The organism is Phormidium sp. FACHB-1136, assembly GCF_014697375.1.
Taxonomy (GTDB): Bacteria; Cyanobacteriota; Cyanobacteriia; order Phormidesmidales; family Phormidesmidaceae; genus Nodosilinea.
The window spans coordinates 21,809-38,969 of the sequence record NZ_JACJRS010000003.1 but is presented as its reverse complement, the minus strand read 5'-3'; the positions used below and the strand labels follow the sequence as shown (position 1 = coordinate 38,969).

Below are 17,161 nucleotides of genomic sequence, written 5' to 3'. Positions count from 1 at the left end.
GGGTCAAAAGGATAATTTTGGCCTGAGGTTATCGTGACGTATTGTGAGGCGAAAAGTCCATAAAAATCAGACTCCTAGCGCACAGTTTGGGTAGGGAAGGATGGATGCGGCTAGCGCACAAGGGCACAAACAAGCTGGGGTTCAAGGTTTGGGGACTGGCTAGGACAAAGGCTAGCTGGGACAAAGAAACAAGGCTGGTCAGGCCATCTCTTTTGTCTCAACATAGCCAGTCCCATTGGCCTAGGCCATTTCCACGGAAACGGGCATGGGGTTGCGCAGGGTGGCCGAAACGGGCGACCACTCGTTAGCATGGGCCACCATTTCCGCCAGCACTTCCTTGGAAGCATCGCCGTCGATGTCTACCTTAACGCGCACATCGGTGAAGCCAATTTGGGGTTTGGCCAGTTCCCCGGTGCCCCAGGTGCTGGTGATGTTGATGTCGCCTTCCAGGGAAATTTCCAGCTTGGTGAGGGTGATGCCCCGCGCCGCTGCGTTGGCCTGAAGACCCACCGCCAAGCAAGATCCAAAGGCTCCTAACACAATTTCCGAGGGGTTGGGGGCGGTGTTGTCGCCCAGCAGACCGGGGGGTTCGTCAACCACAAAGGCGTCTAGGTCGCGGGCATAGTTTAGGCTGCGGAACTTGCCTTCGCAAACGGTTTTCACCTTCAGGGTCTTGTCGGCGGGGTTGGCCCGATTTTTTTCCCCCAGTTCCTTCAAACCGTCTACGGAAATGGGCGCGAGGGTCGTTGTTACGTCTGACATAGCTCTACCAAATAGAAAAGTCTATCTAAATCAAATTTAGGCAACCCATCTCCGATAAACTGTATTCCTAGATACGAATTCAACGGTATCGGAGGGGTAATGTCCTATATCAAGACGTTACTGAGTATGGGAACGTCACGGTTTTGGCCTGGTGGGCTGTTCATGGGGCAGATATTTTTGGGGTCAGGCGTGTTTGTTTATCGCTGAGTCGGGTTAGCCGTTGGATACTGGTCATAGATGACGACTAGCCCTGCATTAAGCCCTGCATTAAGGTTCTGAATTGGCAACCCACGGCTCGCTCAATGGGAAGCGTGTCGAGCTGTGGTGATGGTTCCAAATATTTTGCCAACTTGCCTATTTCCCTAGGGCATTGCTGTTCACAGGTATTGATAAGCTATGGATTATTCCCAAACGGTTCGGGCCGCTGCCGCGCAAATTAGCCCCGTATTATTCAGCCGAGAAGGGACGACGGAGAAGGTTCTGGATGCCATTGCTTTGGCGGCGAAAGAGGGCGTTCAACTGATTGTTTTTCCAGAAACCTTTATTCCCTATTACCCCTATTTTTCCTTCATTGAACCGCCAATGAAAATGGGTGCCGCTCACCTCAAACTCTACGAAGAAGCGGTAACGGTACCAGGGCCAGTGGTGGACGCGGTCAGTCGGGCAGCGCGTTCCTACAATATGGTGGTGGTGCTAGGGGTAAACGAACGGGAGGGTGGCTCGATTTACAACACCCAATTAATTTTTGATGCCGATGGCACCCTGTTGCTAAAGCGGCGCAAAATCACCCCGACCTATCACGAACGCATGGTGTGGGGCAATGGCGATGGGGCCGGGTTGCGCACCGTGGATACCGTCGTGGGACGAGTCGGTGCTTTGGCCTGCTGGGAGCATTACAATCCCCTGGCCCGCTATAGTCTGATGGCCCAGCAGGAGCAAATCCACTGTAGCCAGTTTCCGGGGTCAATGGTGGGCCAAATTTTTGCCGACCAAATGGAAGTCACCATTCGCCACCATGCCCTAGAGTCGGGTTGTTTTGTAGTGAATGCCACGGGCTGGCTAACACCGGAACAAAAGCAGCAAATCACCGCCGATGAGGCTTACCACAAAGCCCTAAGTGGCGGCTGTTTTACGGCCATTATTAACCCCAAAGGCGAAATCATGGGCACCCCCTTAACCGAAGGAGAAGGCTTAGTAATTGCCGATTTAGACCTGCGTGACATTTGGGTACGCAAGCGCATGATGGACTCCGTTGGCCACTATGCCCGCCCCGATTTGCTTCAGCTTCAGGTGAATCAAAAAGCCTGGTCAGTTATGCAGCCCATGGCCCAATCGCTAGATTTTGTTGTGACCAATTCTTCCGAACATAATTCTTCAGAAGTCCCTGCATCCATAGTGCCGTTCCCGCTGCCGGAATCTATTTCTCCTGAGTCTTAACCAATGTAGGTTGGGTGCAGCGAAGCGAAACCCAACACTCACTGACACATTGGGCTTGTTGGGTTCTACTATCGCGCCACCCAACCTACGAAAGATTCATTTTTTGTATTACGTCAGCTATTTCAGAATCGTTTTATTCATTTTTTGTGATCCCCATGGAACCCCAACGGTTAATGACGGAACTTCAAACCCGTGGCCTAAAATTGCCCGACCAAACTCCCGGTGTGGCCGGACGTAAAGGCGGCGCAGGGCCATCGGATCACCGGGCCGTAACCATTGATGGCCGCACGATCATGGTGCCGATCTACACGGATACGGCTCACCAGTCGCCCTATGCGGTGGAAACCTGCGGGCCAGATCAAGAAAATTTGACCTACGATCATCAGCCCATTGGGTCGATTTCCTTTCCCAAAGTGCCCCAGTTCTACGGCCTTTCCACCGCCGATGGCATCCCCTACTGGAAAATTGCCCTGCTCCACAGCCATGATGTGCTGGCCACCACCGTCCAGCAAACCTGTATGCGCTACCGGGATGAAACCACCGCCTGCCAGTTTTGTGCCATCGAAAAATCCCTGGCGGGAGACCGCACCATTGCCCGCAAAACCCCCGACCAACTGGCGGAAGTGGCCGAAGCCGCCGTGCGATTGGACGGGGCGACGCACATGATTATGACCACCGGAACGCCCAATTCCAGGGATCGCGGAGCCGCTTATTTGAGCGAATGCGCCCGTGCCATCAAAGCCCGTGTGCCCCTGCCCATCCAGGCCCAGTGCGAACCCCCCGACGATTTTGCCTGGTTCCAACGCATGAAGGACGCAGGTATCGACAGCCTGGGAATGCACCTAGAGGCGGTGGAGGAATCCGTGCGGGCGCGGATCATGCCCGGTAAGGCCGAGGTGCCCGTATCCTACTACTTTGAAGCCTTTGAGGCCGCTGTGAAGGTCTTTGGCTGGGGCCAGGTCAGCACCTACCTACTGGCGGGTTTGGGAGACAGCCTGGAAACTCTGGTGAACACCAGCGAACGCCTGATTCGCCTGGGGGTCTACCCCTTTGTGGTGCCCTTTGTGCCCATCTCCGAAACGCCCTTGGCCCACCACCCCGCCCCCAGCGCCGACTTCATGTTTGCCCTCTATCAACGGGTAGGCGACATGCTCCAAGCTGCCGGGATGACCTCGGACACCATCAGCGCGGGCTGCGCCAAATGTGGAGCTTGTTCCGCCCTATCCACCTTCGAGCGTTCCTAGTTATCTGGTGATGCCCATTTGGCGGGGCTTGATCCCCCCTAGCCCCCCTTATCAAGGGGGGAATCGGAAGCAAAGTCCCTTTGGCTAAGGGGGAAATCGGAGTCAAAGTCCCCCTTGCCAAGGGGGATTTAGGGGGATCTCCGGGGTGTTGTTGAATTTAGGATATCGTTAAGCGAAACCGACGTTGTATCGGGTGAACTATGGTAAACCTCAAGCGTACACGGGAAGATATTCTAGAATCGGTGATCAACACCGTTCATCGCAATGGGTTAACAGCTACGGGATTGAGTAAACTGTTTGACCTCAGTGGGGCATCGTCGGGCAGTTTTTATAACTACTTTTCCTCCAAACAAGAGCTTGGCCATGCCCTCATTGATTTTGAGTGGGAAAAGTTGAAAACTAACATTCTTGAGCCTTCACACCAACAGAGTGATTCCCCTATTGATCAACTACTTTGGATTATAGATGTTCTAGAGAAAAAACAGCATAAAGAACCCTTCTGTGGTGGATGTTTGCTGGGCAATTTAATTGTTGATTTAGCTGAACAAGATCCCAGCTTTCGGGAACACCTCGCCCAGATTTTTAGCCAGTGGGAAGGGGCCATTGCCGAACGCTTAACCCAGGCGCAGGATCAGGGACACCTCAAACCGAGGGTTGATCCGCAAATTCTGGCGAGCCAAATTATGACCGTCCTAGAGGGGGCCATGCTGATGGGCAAACTCTACCAAGACACCGACCGCCTGCGCCAGGGGTTTGACGTGGCCCGTCATCTCATCACCCTTGCCCTCCAAACCGTCGAGCCTTTCTAAGGCTTCAGTCGTTTTACAATAGAGGCAGAGTAGGCGATATCAGATAGACCGATGACTACCACAGCGGACGACGTATGGCGACTCCTGGCCGAACTGGCAGAGGCGCAAAAAGAAACGAAACAAATGTTCCAGGAGACCGACCGTCGATTCCAGGAAACAGACCGTCGGTTCCAGGAGACCGACCGCAAGTTTCAGGAGTCGGATCGTAAGATCCAGGAGTCGCGCCAGGAACTGGGTCGGGTCATTGCGGAAACGCGGCGGGATATGGCGGAATCTAACCGTCAGTTGAACCAGCAACTCGGAGCCTTGGGCGGCAAATGGGGGCTGTTTGTGGAAAATATGGTGGCTCCGGCCTGCAAAACGTTGTTTCTCGATCGGGGTATTCCTGTCCATCGAGTTAGCCAACGAGTACAAGTTATTCGTGATGGCGACACGATGGAAGTGGATGTGCTGGTGCAGAACCAAAACCACGTTCTGGCGGTAGAAGTAAAAAGCAGCCTCAGCGTTGATGACATCAAGGAATTTGTAGAGGATTTGCAGCGATTCCATCAGTTCTTTCCAGAACATGCCGACCGACAACTCTATGGCGCGGTAGCTGGCATTGCCTTTGACCAAGGCGCAGATCGCTATGCCTATCGTCAGGGGTTATTTGTATTAGCCCAGTCGGGGGAAACCATGCAAATTCTTAACGACGCTAGCTTTGAACCCAAGGCCTGGTAATCAACAGCCCTAATCCAGCAAAGAACGGTAGGCCGCGAGGTGTTGCTGGGCGGAGATTTGCCAGGTGTATTGAGACAAAATTGTTTGACTATTTTGCACTAGGGTTTGGGCTTAGTCAGGCTGGGCGGCGGCGAGCATCGCCTGGGTCAAATCTGTAACGGATTCTGGCGGTATCAACAGTGCTTGATTGGGTGTCAGAAATTCGGTAAAGGGCGGTTGGTCGGCGGTGATGACGGGCAACCCCGCCGCAATGGCTTCCAACACCACCAGCCCCCAGCCCCCTTTCACAGAAGGAAAGCAAAACACAGCGGTACAGCGGTACAACCCCGTTAGGTCGGCATCGGGAACGATCCCCGGCAGGTTGTCCTGACACTGGCGTAGGTAGGGGCTGGCGTAGTCCTCCACATGGTGAACCGTACGCACCACATGGGAGCACCTTGCCCTGCGGCCTGAGACGCTGCCACGGGGTTTGGTGGAGTAGGTCAGCAGCGCAATTTTCATCCTATGAGGCCACGTATCACGACAAATTCTAGAGTTTGAGAAGGTTGAAGCGTGATGAGTAAGGTCATCATGATGTCTGTCCCCGTCTGGTCATGGGGATGTCCTAGGATGGGCTGAAGAGGGGTTAAGGCTCGGTGATGGCAGCATTTGAGGGAGAGAATCCGGTGAGGGGCTGGGTGGAGAAGTCCCAGAAAACAGCGGTTTCGTCGCCGTAGGTGAGCGTCAACTGGGGGGCCGCCACAATTTTTCCCATAGCCACACAGGTGATGCCCACTGCCTGGAATTGTTGTTGAACGGGGGCGAAATCCTGGGGTTCAACCGTCAATAAAAAGCCGTAGCTGGGGAAGCACCGCAGCCAGGTTTCCAAAGGCACCGAGTCAGGACAAGGAATTGCCGCCACATCCACCACCGCTCCACAGCCGGAGGTTTCCAGCAGCATCAGCGTGGTGCCCAAAATGCCGCCCATACTGACATCTTTACCTGCCGAACAGAGTCCTTGGTCGGCGATGGCGGGCAGCACCGCCAATTGACGCTGCAACTCTGCTGGGTCAGCCTGGGTGGCTCCATCCCAAAAGGGATACTGAGGATGGAGTTGCCCGTTGAGCTGAGTGGCCAGCACGAGCATCTGACTGGGCTGGGCCGCGAAACTGGAAATGAGCTGGTTGGCCCGTCCCAAAATCGCCACAGACAGCGCATTGTAGGGGCTGTGGCAATTGGTATGCCCCCCCACAATCGGGACATTAAAGGCCTGAGAGGCGGCCAGCATACCTTGCCAAATCGCATCCGCATGATCCGTAGTCGGACTCCACAGAGCATCCACCACCGCCAAGGGACGGCCCCCCATAGCGTAAATGTCGCTCACATTCACCAGCACCGCCGACCAGCCCGCAAACCACGGGTCAGCTTCCACCAGGGGCGGCCACAGCCCCTCCGCCGCCAGCAGCAGATAGCCCTCGCCATCGGGAATGGCGGCACAGTCGTCCCCCAAAGCAATGGGTTCGCTGGTTTGATTGTGCGGCACAAATTGCCCTAAATGACGGGCAGCGATCTGAATATCCTGCTTTTGTGCCAGCCCCAGGGCTGGAAGAATTTGGGCGATCAACTCGGTTAACATGGGCGAAGTTTCGTTAGGACACCTGACGCGCAGACATTGCCAGGGCAGGACGCCTTTCGTCACTAGGGGGATAGAATTCCAGGTCAGCTTCCATCAGGTGATGGGGATGATCGCGCACCTGAATTTCATCAATGCTAGCCCAATGCAACCGCTGAAAGAACCGAACATTTTGAAGCTGCACCGTGGCCAAAAATCGGTCGCAGCCCCAGCCGTTGGCGGTAGTCACCGCTTTGTGAATCAACCCTTTGCCAATACGCCCCACCCGTCGATAATCGGGATGAACCCCTAGGCGTCCACCATACCAAAGACGAGGTTGATTTTCGTAAATACGCACAACGCCGACCACATTTTGACTCGCCGGAACCTCGGTATCAATGGCAATAATGGGATAGGAAACGGAGTCCAAATCATCCTCATCATTCCCCGCAAAAAGCCCTTGCTCTTCACAGAAAATAGCCTTTCTAAGCTGATAATAGCTGGTGACCTCTTGGGTAGAACGTGCCAACTCAAAGCGATATCGACTGTCGGACATCACCATACCTCCAATAGATAAATTGCGGAACCCAAGTTTAGGGTACGGTTAGGTTCCGCCTTGCTATACCCAATCTACGGGGATTTTCTTGTCTAGGATTTCCTAACGACCAAACTTATCCACCTGAGCCTTGAGGTAGCCTTCAGGATCGGCGGGATCGAAGGGAGCCGTTTTTAGGTTTTCAACGCGGGTTAATTCCTGGGGGGCATCCACACCTAATTCCTCCGATAGTTCTCGCGCTAAGTCCGTGAGAAACACTTGTTCAGCGATTTCATCGTAGTTGGCCTGATCCGTAGGCATATAGCCCCACCGCACTAGTTGGGTGGAGATCCAACCAGAAAAACTCTTCCAGGGGTAGGGATCAAAGTAAATCCGATCCGGCACTTCCAAACTGTTACCTTGGCCATCGTCAAAGTTGCCCGTCATCACCGCTTCCAGCACTTCAACGGGTTGGTTGAGGTATTCGCGGGGAGCAATGGCGGCGGCAACTTCCGCCCGATTGGCTGGATCGTTAGCGTAATTAGCTCCGTCAATAATGGCCTTATTGACCGCACGGAAAGTATTCGGATGTTGATCAATCCAATTCTGAGAGGCGGCAAAAGCACAGCAGGGATGACCGGGCCACAGATCTTTGGTCAACATGTGGATAAAGCCGATATCCTCAAAAACAGCTCGCTGGCCAAAATTATCTGGCAGAATAAAGGCATCAATTTGGCCTGCCGACATTTGTGCAATGGCATCTGGGGGCGGCGTAACTAACAACCGCACATCTTTATCGGGATCGAGTCCACCCGAAGCCAGATAGTAGCGAATCAGCAAGTTATGATTGGAATAATCAAAGGGAATGGCAATACTCATGCCTGCAAAATCAGCAGGGCCATTCACCTTACCTAGGTGCTTTTTCGCGACAACGATTCCCTGGCCGTTGTTATTTTCAATGCTGGCTAACTTAAGCGGAAAGGCGGTTGATCCTAACCCAAGGGAGATCGAAATTGGCATGGGCGCTAGCATGTGATAGGCATCCAGTTCCCCGGCAATGGCAGCATCTCGCACCAGTGCCCAACTCGCATATTTCATCAGCGTTACATTGAGTCCCTGGCGCTCATAGAAGCCCAGGGGCTTAGACATAATGATTGGCGTGGCGCAGGTAATCGGCAAAAAGGCAATGCTGAGATCGGTTTTTTCTAGTTCCCTGGTGCCGCTAGAGGTGGATTCTTCGGTGGCCTCCTGATCCGGTTGTTGGGCACAGTTGGCTAGGGTGACTAGGGCTGCACCCACCGCCACGTTCTGTAAAAACTTGCGCCGAGTAAACTGGCTTTTAATTTGAGCGTCGGCAAAAAACTCGCCTGCTTTTGGCCCAAAGGTAGCAGAAAAAGCCTGATCTAATCCCCCCGCTAACTTGATTAAATCTAGGACAAGACGCTCCCGTTTGGGATCATTTTGGCCCGCCATTTTTACAAACAAGGCCGTGCGTACCTCCGCCTGACTCATGGCCTCTGCCACCGCCAAAGTCTGAGGACGATAGAATCCCATTTGGGTTAAATCTGCGATCAGATCTGCCGGATCCTGGGGCATATCCACCATGACATTGGCATGATCAGAGGCAGAATGAACGCGCCCGCACATTGAACAGGGCGTACTCAAAACACTATTTCCACCCAAGGAATAAGTTCTTTGGACTGGACTAGCCAGAGAGACCGAACGATAAGCCATAGATTTCCCTCATGATGACATTCAAATTAAGCCAGAAAGTTCTTCCCTAGCCATTGTTTCTATCCAGGATAGGTATTGCCTCAGATTCCCATGGGTTATCCCCCGTGGGGAAGCAACACCACCCATAAAAAACGAATCTCTCTAAGCTCCATTGCAGGCTTAATTCAGAGATGAATTCTTCATGCTTTTGCCAAGGTTTTATTTTCCTGTCTCTATTAGAATGTTTATTCTAATAGTTTTTTGTAATGGGATATACTTTTCCTCGATTTCCGGCCAAAAAACGGACACCCGATAACCGTAATGGTTCCTGATGTCCGTCAATGGGTTAAGTCAGTCGGAGGAATGTCGAGGGAAATCTGGGCGCAGTCTAGGGCTGAGAACCCGTTGAGTAGTCGCTTTTTACCACTTCTTGTAGGGCAGGAATTTGCCGCACATCACCACCTTGACCCGATCTCCCTTGGGGTCTTCAACCTTTTCGACATCCAGGGTGAAATCAATGGCGCTCATGATGCCATCGCCAAATTTTTCGTGGATGACTGCCTTCATGGGCATTCCGTAGACCTGCATGATTTCGTAGAAGCGATAGATCAGGGGGTCGGTGGGAATTACCGGGTCAAGGCTACCTTTCACCGGAAAATCAGCCAGGGCGTCGATGAGGGAGGCATCGGCTCCGATGGCTTCAATCAGTTGGGTGGCTTCTTCCACCGAAGTGCTGGCCTGACGATAGAAAACCGAGGCAATCCATACCTCGTCGTAACCCGTTTTAGCTTCCAGATCGGCAAAGCTCAAACCAGCCGCTTTCTTAGCCGCTAACAGCGTTTCGGTAATGGCAGAAATAGTCATGACAAGAACCTCTTAATGATGTCGAATAAATTACGTTGAAATGCTGGCCCTCACCCCCAGCTCCTCCCGCTGGGAGAGGGGAACCGGAATGGACTTTTTTCAAAGTCTCTCTCCCACAGGGAGAGGGATTTAGGGTGAGGGCTATCTTTGAATTCGGGCCTCTTCTACGGCGCGGGTTTCGCGGTAGAGGTGGCTTTCCATTTCGGCCTTGAGGGTGTGGTAGGCGGGGTGTTGCTCGATGGTTTCGCGGTTGCGGGGGCGGGGGAAGGGCACCTCCAGGATTTCATCAATGCGGGCGGCGGGGCCACGGGTCATCATCACAATGCGGTCGGAGAGCAACAGAGCTTCTTCGATGCTGTGGGTAATCATAATCACCGTTTTGCGCTGCTGCTCCCAAATCCGCTCGACCTCCTCCTGCAAGAAGCCGCGCGTCAGGGCATCGAGGGCACCGAAGGGTTCATCCATCAGCAGAATTTGCGGGTCGATGGCCAGGGCGCGGGCAATGCCGACCCGCTGCCGCATTCCGCCGGAAAGTTCGTGGGGATGTTTGCGTTCGGCCCCCACCAGGCCCACAAGTTGAATGTATTCCTTGATGATGCGGTCGCGCTTTTTGTCGGAGATTTTGGGGTCAACGGTTTCGACGGCAAAACGTAGGTTTTCCTCCACGGTCATCCAGGGCATCAGGGCGTAGTTTTGGAAGACCATACCCCGGTCTGGCCCTGGCCCGGTGATGGGATGACCATTGAGCAAAATTTCGCCGCCGCTGATGGGGCTGAGACCCGCGATCATGTTCAGCAGGGTAGATTTACCGCAGCCGGAGGGGCCAATAATCGACACAAAGGTATTGGGTTCGATCTCCAAGTTAATGTCTTGGATGGCGACAAAATCGCGGCTGGTTTTGCCGGAGAGCTTGTTAATTAAGCCCCGCTTACCGGGAAATACTTTAGAGACTTGGCGGATGGATAATTGAGCCGTATCTGAGGGCGCATCCGCTGAGAGATAACTGTTCACAGGGGCTGTTCTCATGAGTTTCGACCAAAGGCAACAAATTTTTCCAGAGCGGCAAATAGGCTATCCAATAACAAGCCGACGAGTCCGATAATAAAGATGGCGACGAGGATATTGGCGATGGAGAGGTTGTTCCACTCATTCCAAATGAAATAGCCTAACCCAGTACCCAGCAGCATTTCCGCCGCCACAATCACCAGCCAAGCAATGCCCATGCTGATCCGCAAACCCGACACAATATTGGGCAATGCAGCGGGAATAATCACTTTCCAAATCGTGCGAAGTCTGGAAGCTCCTAGGGTGTTGGCGACATCCAAATAGTCCTGATTGACATTGGCCACCCCAAAGGTGGTGTTGATCAACGTGGGCCAAATACTGGAGATAAAAATGATGAAGATCCCAGTTTTTTCGGAATCCCGCAGCAGGTAAAGACCTAGGGGTAACCAGGCCAAAGGCGAGACGGGCTTCAGTAACTGCACATAGGGATTAAAGGCTTTGTAGGCCACGGGCGACATGCCAATTAGAATCCCCACGGGAACCGCCACTAGGGAGGCTAAAATGTAGCCAATTGCCACCCGCCGGAGGCTGATCAACAGGTTCCAGCCGATGCCTAAATCGTTGGGGCCATTGTTATAAAATGGGTTGGTTACCCACCACCAAAATTCTCCAATGGTTTCGGTGGCGGTGGGCACGCCCTTCACAAACCAGCCTGCCCTCGCACCAATTTCCCAAAACAGCAGAAAGATGCCCAGGGAAAGGGCAAACAGGGCCGCTGCCTTAAGGTTTTCGTTTTGCCACCAGGGATCCTTTTTCACGGTGGGGGCAAGGCCCACTGGGGTTGATTGACTCAATGCCATGGTGAAGATCTCACATTATTGTTCAGAGCGATTGTTGTCGATGGGCGATCATCGTTGATGGGTATCCAGTCCGAAGTCAATGCTCCTAATGTCCAGGAATTTAATCCGTAGTGGCGAGATCTCCTCGCCCTTCTGAATTGGGGGACATCTAGCCGAACACCGAATGCGATCAAAGTGTTAGGGCAACGCATCAGAACCGATCCCATTTAGCCGTTCCTAGAATCCAAACTTCTCAATCTGAGCTTTGACGTAGGCCCCAGGATCGGCGGGATCAAAGGTATCGAAGGCCAACTTTTCTACGCGAACCGTTTCGGTGGGGGGATTTTGTCCCAACTCCTGGGCCAGTTCCCGCGCCAGATCGGTCAAAAAGATGCTCTCGCCCACGCTGGCAAAGGTGTCGTCGTTCAATTCCTGGGCGGCCTTGCCATCCCCCTGCAAGTCCCAGCGCACGAGCTGCGACGAAATCCACTTGGCAAAGCTCTGCCAGGGGTAGGGGTCGAAGCCGATCCGGTCGGGCACGCTGAGGGTGTTGCCTTGGCCGTCCTCAAAGTTTCCAGTCAGAACCGCTTCCACCACTTCGGTGGGCTGGTTAAGGAAGGCCCGGTCGGAGATCGCCGCCGCAATTTCAAGGCGGTTAGCCGGGTCTTGGGCATAGCCCGTCGCTTCGATGATGGCCTTGTTCAGCGCTCGGAAGGAATTGGGGTTAGTATCAATCCAGGTGTCGCTGGCGGCGAAGGCACAGCAGGGGTGGCCGTCCCATAACTCTTTGGTCAACATATGGATGTAGCCCGCCCCTTCGTAGACCGCCCGCTGGTTAAAGGGATCGGGCATCAGCATGGCGTCGATATCCCCCGCAATCAACTGGGCGATGCTGTCCGGAGGCGGCACCGGGCGGATTTGCACATCGGTATCTGGGTTGAGCCCACCGGAGGCCAGGTAGTAGCGAATCAGCAGGTTGTGCATGGAGTAGGGGAAGGGCACGCCAATCACAAAACCCTTGAAGTCGGCGGGGCCGTTGACGTTGCCCTTGTGGCGCTCGGCGATGGTGATGGCTTGCCCGTTGATGTTCTCAATGCTGGCCAGCTTCACTCCAAAGGCGGCGGAACCGAGGCCGAGGGTCATGGCGATGGGCATGGGAGCCAGCATGTGGTAAGCGTCGAGTTCCCCAGCAATGGCGGAATCGCGCACCGCACCCCAGCTCGGCATCTTCACTACTTCGGCGTTAAAGCCGTACTTTTCGTAGAAGCCCAGGGGCTGAGACATGATGATTGGTGTGGCGCAGGTGATGGGGATAAAACCCACCCGAATGTCGGTTTTCTCTAGGCTGCTGGTGTCCACGGGTGCTTCAGCCGCATCCTCCGCTGGGCCACCGCCCCCCGCGCAACTGGCCAGGGTCACCAACGCGGCCCCCACCGCCATGTTCCGCAGAAACTCCCGTCGAGTCGCGCCGCTATTGCGCACGGAATCGGCAAAGAACAGGCCCGCCTGAGGCCCAAAGGCGGCGGCAAAGGCGTTTTCTAATCCGCCTGCCTGTTTACACAGGGCCAGGATCAGCTTTTCTCGCTGGGGGTCATTACGGCCCACCCGCTTCAGGAATAGCGCCTTCCGCAGTTCGTAGGCGTTTACGGCATCGGCAGCCCGGAGCTGGTTTTCCTTGTAAAGGCCCATCTTCACCAGGTCATCCACCATATCCACCGGATCTTGGGGCATGGTGGCCATAAACGACGAGTGATCGGCGGAAAAATGTACCGTGCCACAGGTGCGGCAGGGCTGTCCTAACCCCATCAAACCAGGGGCCGCACCGCTTAGGCGTCCCCAATCACTGAGCGACTTTGCAACGGCTGAAATCACCATAGAAGAAATCCATTGAACGCGACAAAAACCTGTTCCCAATCCGCCCAAGGGCGCAATTAACGTTGAAGTGGACAGTGGACGACCGTGGAGTAGAGGTTAGGGCTAAACGTTAAAACTCAGACTGCCTAACTCAAATCCTTTATCAAAGTCAACCCTTTCCCATCCTGTTTAGAATGCCTGTGCACATCGGCTGTCCTAAATTCACGAGATCTCGCTTTAATCTCGCTTTATTTAAGCCTATCAAGCTCTGACAAAAATCCGATGGGATCGTTTTTGGGAGTTTATGGGACTTTCTTTAGGAATAATTCTATTCCATTAAATTCACCCCTATTTTGTTGGATTAGCTACAGATTCTTTCCGAACTCCTGTGAAGTCGATGTAGATGATATAGTTTATATTTTTGTTATTTCTGTTACAGATTCCTGTCTCCAAAGCTGTGGAGAAACGCCATGACATTGGCGAAACTGCCGCGTAAAATAGCCCGCGTCGCCATAGCCCACCGTCGCCGCCACGGTACGAATCGACTGATTGGTCTGGGCTAATAACTGTCGGGCTTGGGCCATGCGCCGCTCAATGATCCACTGCTTCACGGTGCGTCCGGTGTGAGTTTGCACCAGGTTGGTCAAATAGGCGGGGGAATAGCCTGCGGCCTGGGCCACATCGTTCAGGCCGATGGGTCGCTGATAATGGGCCTCGATGAACTGAAACACTGGGGCCAGTTTGGGGTCAGTGGGAAAAAAGTCGGGCTGGTTTTCGGGGCCGGAAGCCTCGGTGGGATCCCCCCTGCCCCCCTTGGGAAGGGGGGTGTTGAGTTGCCCTGGGGGGGAGGTTTTGCCAGCGTTCAACAGGGCGGAAAGCTGTTCCTGGCGGTGCAATCGGGTGTTGATGGCGGCGAGGAACTGCTCCACGGTGCAGGGTTTGGTGAGGTAGTCGTCGGCCCCCAGATCCATGCCCCGGCGCAGGTCGGCCATGGCGACCTTGGCAGTGAGGAAAATCAGCGGAATCCCCGCCGTTTGGGGAACCTTTCGCAGGGTAGATAGCACGGCATAGCCGTCCATGTCGGGCATCATGATGTCGCACACCACGAGGTCGGGCTGGTGCTGTTGGGCCATGGCTACCCCGGTGGTGCCGTCACTGGCCCCCACGGCTTGGAAGCCTTCAAACTCCAAACACCTTAGAAAAATGTTGCGCGTTTGAACCTCATCTTCAATCACTAAGATCGTTTTTGCAGGCATGAACTTTCCTAATGTCATCCAGCACGGCTACCCATCGCAAATCAACAAGGTATGACGGGGATAATGAAGGGATTCGCAACGCAATCAGATAGCGATGATGATCGTTTTGATGGGTGCCTTGCTTCGCAAATACACCCTACAGCAATCATGGTTCCGCTACGTTATTGGGATGTGCGGCCCTAATTCCCTCCTAGTTAGGTTTTTAACGAGGTTTTAGTAACATCCATGGCAAATCAAGATCGAACGGTGACCTGTGCTACATTAATCTTGTTTTCAACGACCTTGCTGACCATGGTCTATCTTGATTAATCGGAATTTGAAACAGATAGAACGATTTGTTTCACTATTCTTTAGTAAACCTTAAACCGTTTCCCCGTTGTGTAAGGTGATACATTCCCCCGCTTCCCGTCCCGGCCCTGCGGCCTCGATCTGCTGCTGCATTCATCTAGAATTCCGATGACCCAAACCTATTGGTTGCCGTCCCGCACGGTTCCCACCGCCGCTCCCCTAGGCCAAGAGCTAGAGCATTTGCGCCGCCAGCATCACCTCATCCTCAATGCCGTGGGTGAGGGGATCTATGGCCTAGATTTGGCGGGTAACGTTACCTTTGTGAACCCAGCGGCGGCGGAGATGATCGGCTGGTCGGTGGAGGATTTAATCGGCCAATCTATGCACGCGGTAATGCACCATTCCCGCGAGGACGGCCAGCCCTACCAGCGGGAGGATTGCCCCATTTATGCGGCGTTTCAGGATGGCAGCGTGCGGCGCATCACCAATGAAGTGTTTTGGCGCAAGGATGGCACCAGTTTTCCGGTGGAATACATCAGTACGCCCATGCGCGATGAGGAGGGGCGGCTCATCGGCACAGTGGTCACCTTTCGGGACATTACTCAACGGCGCTGGGCTGAGCAGATTCTCCAACGGGCCAACGAGGAACTAGAGCAAAAGGTGCAGGAGCGCACTGCCGAATTGCAGGCCGCCAACCAACAGCTTCAGCAACTCAGCGAGATGCGTTCCCGCTTTGTCTCCATGGTGTGCCACGAATTTCGCAACCCGCTGAACACCATTGCCCTGTCGGTGTCCTCCCTCAACCGCTACGACACCCAACTGCGCCCAGAGGAAAAGACTGACTACCTGCGGGCCATTAACACCAATGTGGAACGCATGACCCAGATGATCGACGACATTCTGGTGATTGGCAAAATTGAAGCCAAGGTGCTGGAGGTGAACCCGCAGCCGCTAGATTTGGTGGCCTTTTGCCAAAGGCTGCTGGCGGAGCCGGACTATCGCCGCCCCCTGGATCCCATTCAGTTCGCCTGCCGATCAAAACACCTGTGGGCCGAGGTGGATGAACGGCTGTTGCGGTCGATTTTGGGCAACCTATTGTCCAACGCCATCCGCTATACGCCGCCCTCCGGTGTTATTACGCTGAAGATCTCGCGACGGCAAAACACGCTCACCTTTCGGGTGCAGGATGCAGGCATGGGCATTCCCCTCAGCGACCGTCGCGACCTGTTCAAACCCTTTCATCGGGGTCGCAATGTCAGCAACATCCCCGGCACCGGGCTAGGGCTGAGCATCGTGAAACAATTTGTGGATCTGCAAAACGGCACCATTGGCGTCACCAGTCGCCAGGGCCAAGGCACCACCTTTACCGTGCGTCTACCCTGGATTCCGGCGCGGTTGACAGCTACCCATTGTCCTAAGCCGACGCTCCAACTCTAGGGTGTGTCATCCATTGAGATACAGTGGGAAGGCCATGATCAAACCCACCTGACTCAACCATGATGACCCGACGCTACACGATGCCCCGTGGGAACACACTCAGGATCTTCGACCTGGTTCCCACGGCTGGGTCGGCGTGACGGCCCAGGACAATGGCGGCATACGTCATCTAACTGATTTGATACAAGCCCACGTCTAACCGCGACGAAACCCCCATGCCTACCGTTGTTGTTGCCACCGGAAATCCCGGTAAATTAAAGGAAATGCAAGCCTACCTAGGCGATCTGGCCTGGGATTTGCAGCTTAAGCCCGATGCATTAGAGGTTGACGAAACAGGGATAACGTTTCTGGAAAATGCCCGACTGAAAGCCTCAGAGGTGGCTAAGGCGTTGGGACAATGGGCCATCGCCGATGATTCTGGCCTAGAGGTGGATGCCCTAGACGGTGCCCCTGGCCTATATTCCGCCCGCTATGCCGATACCGACCAGGCCCGGATTGAACGAGTGCTGCGGGAACTGGAAGGACAGCCCAACCGGGGAGCGCAATTTGTCTGTGCCCTGGCCCTGGCCCGTCCCAATGGCACAATTGCCCTAGAAACCCTAGGCATCTGCCGGGGCGAAATTCTCACCGATCCCAAGGGCGATGGCGGCTTTGGCTATGACCCGATTTTTTATGTGCCGGAACTGGGGCGATCCTTTGCGGAACTCTCCCCCACCGAAAAAGCGATCCACAGCCACCGAGGCGTAGCTTTTCGGCAGTTCATGCCCGATCTAAAAAGGCTGGAGTTATCGTAACTTTCACCAGGGT

16 protein-coding genes are annotated in these 17,161 nt (G+C 54.2%); 6 read left to right on the top strand and 10 right to left on the bottom strand.

The genetic code is table 11. From position 1 onward, the window contains the following. Nucleotides 1-240: 240 nt before the first annotated feature. Nucleotides 241-762, bottom strand: coding sequence for an OsmC family protein (locus tag H6G62_RS01795; protein ID WP_190492402.1), 522 nt, complete (start codon nucleotides 760-762; stop codon nucleotides 241-243). Nucleotides 763-1,158: 396 nt separating this feature from the next. On the opposite strand from H6G62_RS01795, the gene H6G62_RS01790 reads away from it, so the two are divergent. The 4 genes from H6G62_RS01790 to H6G62_RS01775 all read left to right on the top strand — a co-directional run bounded on the left by H6G62_RS01790 (nucleotide 1,159) and on the right by H6G62_RS01775 (nucleotide 4,972). Beyond that, nucleotides 1,159-2,199 carry a Nit6803 family nitrilase gene (locus tag H6G62_RS01790; RefSeq protein WP_190492401.1) on the top strand — a complete coding sequence of 347 codons (1,041 nt, stop codon included), beginning with the start codon at nucleotides 1,159-1,161 and terminating at the stop codon, nucleotides 2,197-2,199. 155 nt (nucleotides 2,200-2,354) lie between these two features. Beyond that, nucleotides 2,355-3,443 carry an MSMEG_0568 family radical SAM protein gene (locus H6G62_RS01785; RefSeq protein WP_190492400.1) on the top strand — a complete coding sequence of 363 codons (1,089 nt, stop codon included), beginning with the start codon at nucleotides 2,355-2,357 and terminating at the stop codon, nucleotides 3,441-3,443. A 200-nt stretch (nucleotides 3,444-3,643) separates the two neighbouring features. Next, nucleotides 3,644-4,252 carry a TetR family transcriptional regulator C-terminal domain-containing protein gene (locus tag H6G62_RS01780; protein WP_190492399.1) on the top strand — a complete coding sequence of 203 codons (609 nt, stop codon included), beginning with the start codon at nucleotides 3,644-3,646 and terminating at the stop codon, nucleotides 4,250-4,252. Nucleotides 4,253-4,303: 51 nt separating this feature from the next. After that, on the top strand, nucleotides 4,304-4,972 hold the full coding sequence (locus tag H6G62_RS01775) for a DUF3782 domain-containing protein (RefSeq protein ID WP_190492398.1): 669 nt from the start codon (nucleotides 4,304-4,306) through the stop codon (nucleotides 4,970-4,972). 111 nt (nucleotides 4,973-5,083) lie between these two features. On the opposite strand, the gene H6G62_RS01770 is transcribed toward H6G62_RS01775, so the two are convergent. From H6G62_RS01770 to H6G62_RS01730, 9 genes are all read right to left on the bottom strand, one after another. Then, nucleotides 5,084-5,473, bottom strand: coding sequence for a glycosyltransferase (locus tag H6G62_RS01770; protein WP_190492397.1), 390 nt, complete (start codon nucleotides 5,471-5,473; stop codon nucleotides 5,084-5,086). Between the two features lie 124 nt (nucleotides 5,474-5,597). After that, nucleotides 5,598-6,587, bottom strand: coding sequence for a sll0787 family AIR synthase-like protein (locus H6G62_RS01765; protein ID WP_190492396.1), 990 nt, complete (start codon nucleotides 6,585-6,587; stop codon nucleotides 5,598-5,600). A 13-nt stretch (nucleotides 6,588-6,600) separates the two neighbouring features. Next, nucleotides 6,601-7,119, bottom strand: coding sequence for an MSMEG_0567/Sll0786 family nitrogen starvation N-acetyltransferase (locus tag H6G62_RS01760; protein ID WP_190492395.1), 519 nt, complete (start codon nucleotides 7,117-7,119; stop codon nucleotides 6,601-6,603). 102 nt (nucleotides 7,120-7,221) lie between these two features. After that, on the bottom strand, nucleotides 7,222-8,703 hold the full coding sequence (locus H6G62_RS01755) for a CmpA/NrtA family ABC transporter substrate-binding protein (RefSeq protein WP_199324675.1): 1,482 nt from the start codon (nucleotides 8,701-8,703) through the stop codon (nucleotides 7,222-7,224). Between the two features lie 528 nt (nucleotides 8,704-9,231). After that, nucleotides 9,232-9,675 carry a cyanase gene (cynS, locus tag H6G62_RS01750; RefSeq protein ID WP_190492393.1) on the bottom strand — a complete coding sequence of 148 codons (444 nt, stop codon included), beginning with the start codon at nucleotides 9,673-9,675 and terminating at the stop codon, nucleotides 9,232-9,234. A 141-nt stretch (nucleotides 9,676-9,816) separates the two neighbouring features. Beyond that, nucleotides 9,817-10,701, bottom strand: coding sequence for an ABC transporter ATP-binding protein (locus tag H6G62_RS01745; protein ID WP_190492392.1), 885 nt, complete (start codon nucleotides 10,699-10,701; stop codon nucleotides 9,817-9,819). Continuing rightward, nucleotides 10,698-11,540, bottom strand: coding sequence for a nitrate ABC transporter permease (ntrB, locus tag H6G62_RS01740; RefSeq protein ID WP_190492391.1), 843 nt, complete (start codon nucleotides 11,538-11,540; stop codon nucleotides 10,698-10,700). The genes H6G62_RS01745 and ntrB overlap by 4 nt, the downstream gene beginning before the upstream one ends. 216 nt (nucleotides 11,541-11,756) lie before the next feature. Beyond that, on the bottom strand, nucleotides 11,757-13,394 hold the full coding sequence (locus H6G62_RS01735; RefSeq protein WP_190492390.1) for a CmpA/NrtA family ABC transporter substrate-binding protein: 1,638 nt from the start codon (nucleotides 13,392-13,394) through the stop codon (nucleotides 11,757-11,759). Between the two features lie 392 nt (nucleotides 13,395-13,786). Beyond that, nucleotides 13,787-14,629, bottom strand: coding sequence for a response regulator (locus H6G62_RS01730; protein ID WP_190492389.1), 843 nt, complete (start codon nucleotides 14,627-14,629; stop codon nucleotides 13,787-13,789). A 456-nt stretch (nucleotides 14,630-15,085) separates the two neighbouring features. On the opposite strand from H6G62_RS01730, the gene H6G62_RS01725 reads away from it, so the two are divergent. Both H6G62_RS01725 and rdgB read left to right on the top strand, forming a co-directional pair. Continuing rightward, complete coding sequence (locus H6G62_RS01725) at nucleotides 15,086-16,354, top strand: ATP-binding protein (RefSeq protein ID WP_190492388.1); 1,269 nt, start codon at nucleotides 15,086-15,088, stop codon at nucleotides 16,352-16,354. A gap of 215 nt (nucleotides 16,355-16,569) precedes the next feature. Further along, entirely contained in the window at nucleotides 16,570-17,148 is a 579-nt protein-coding gene (gene rdgB, locus H6G62_RS01720) for an RdgB/HAM1 family non-canonical purine NTP pyrophosphatase (RefSeq protein WP_190492387.1), read from the top strand. The last annotated feature ends 13 nt before the right edge of the window (nucleotides 17,149-17,161 follow it).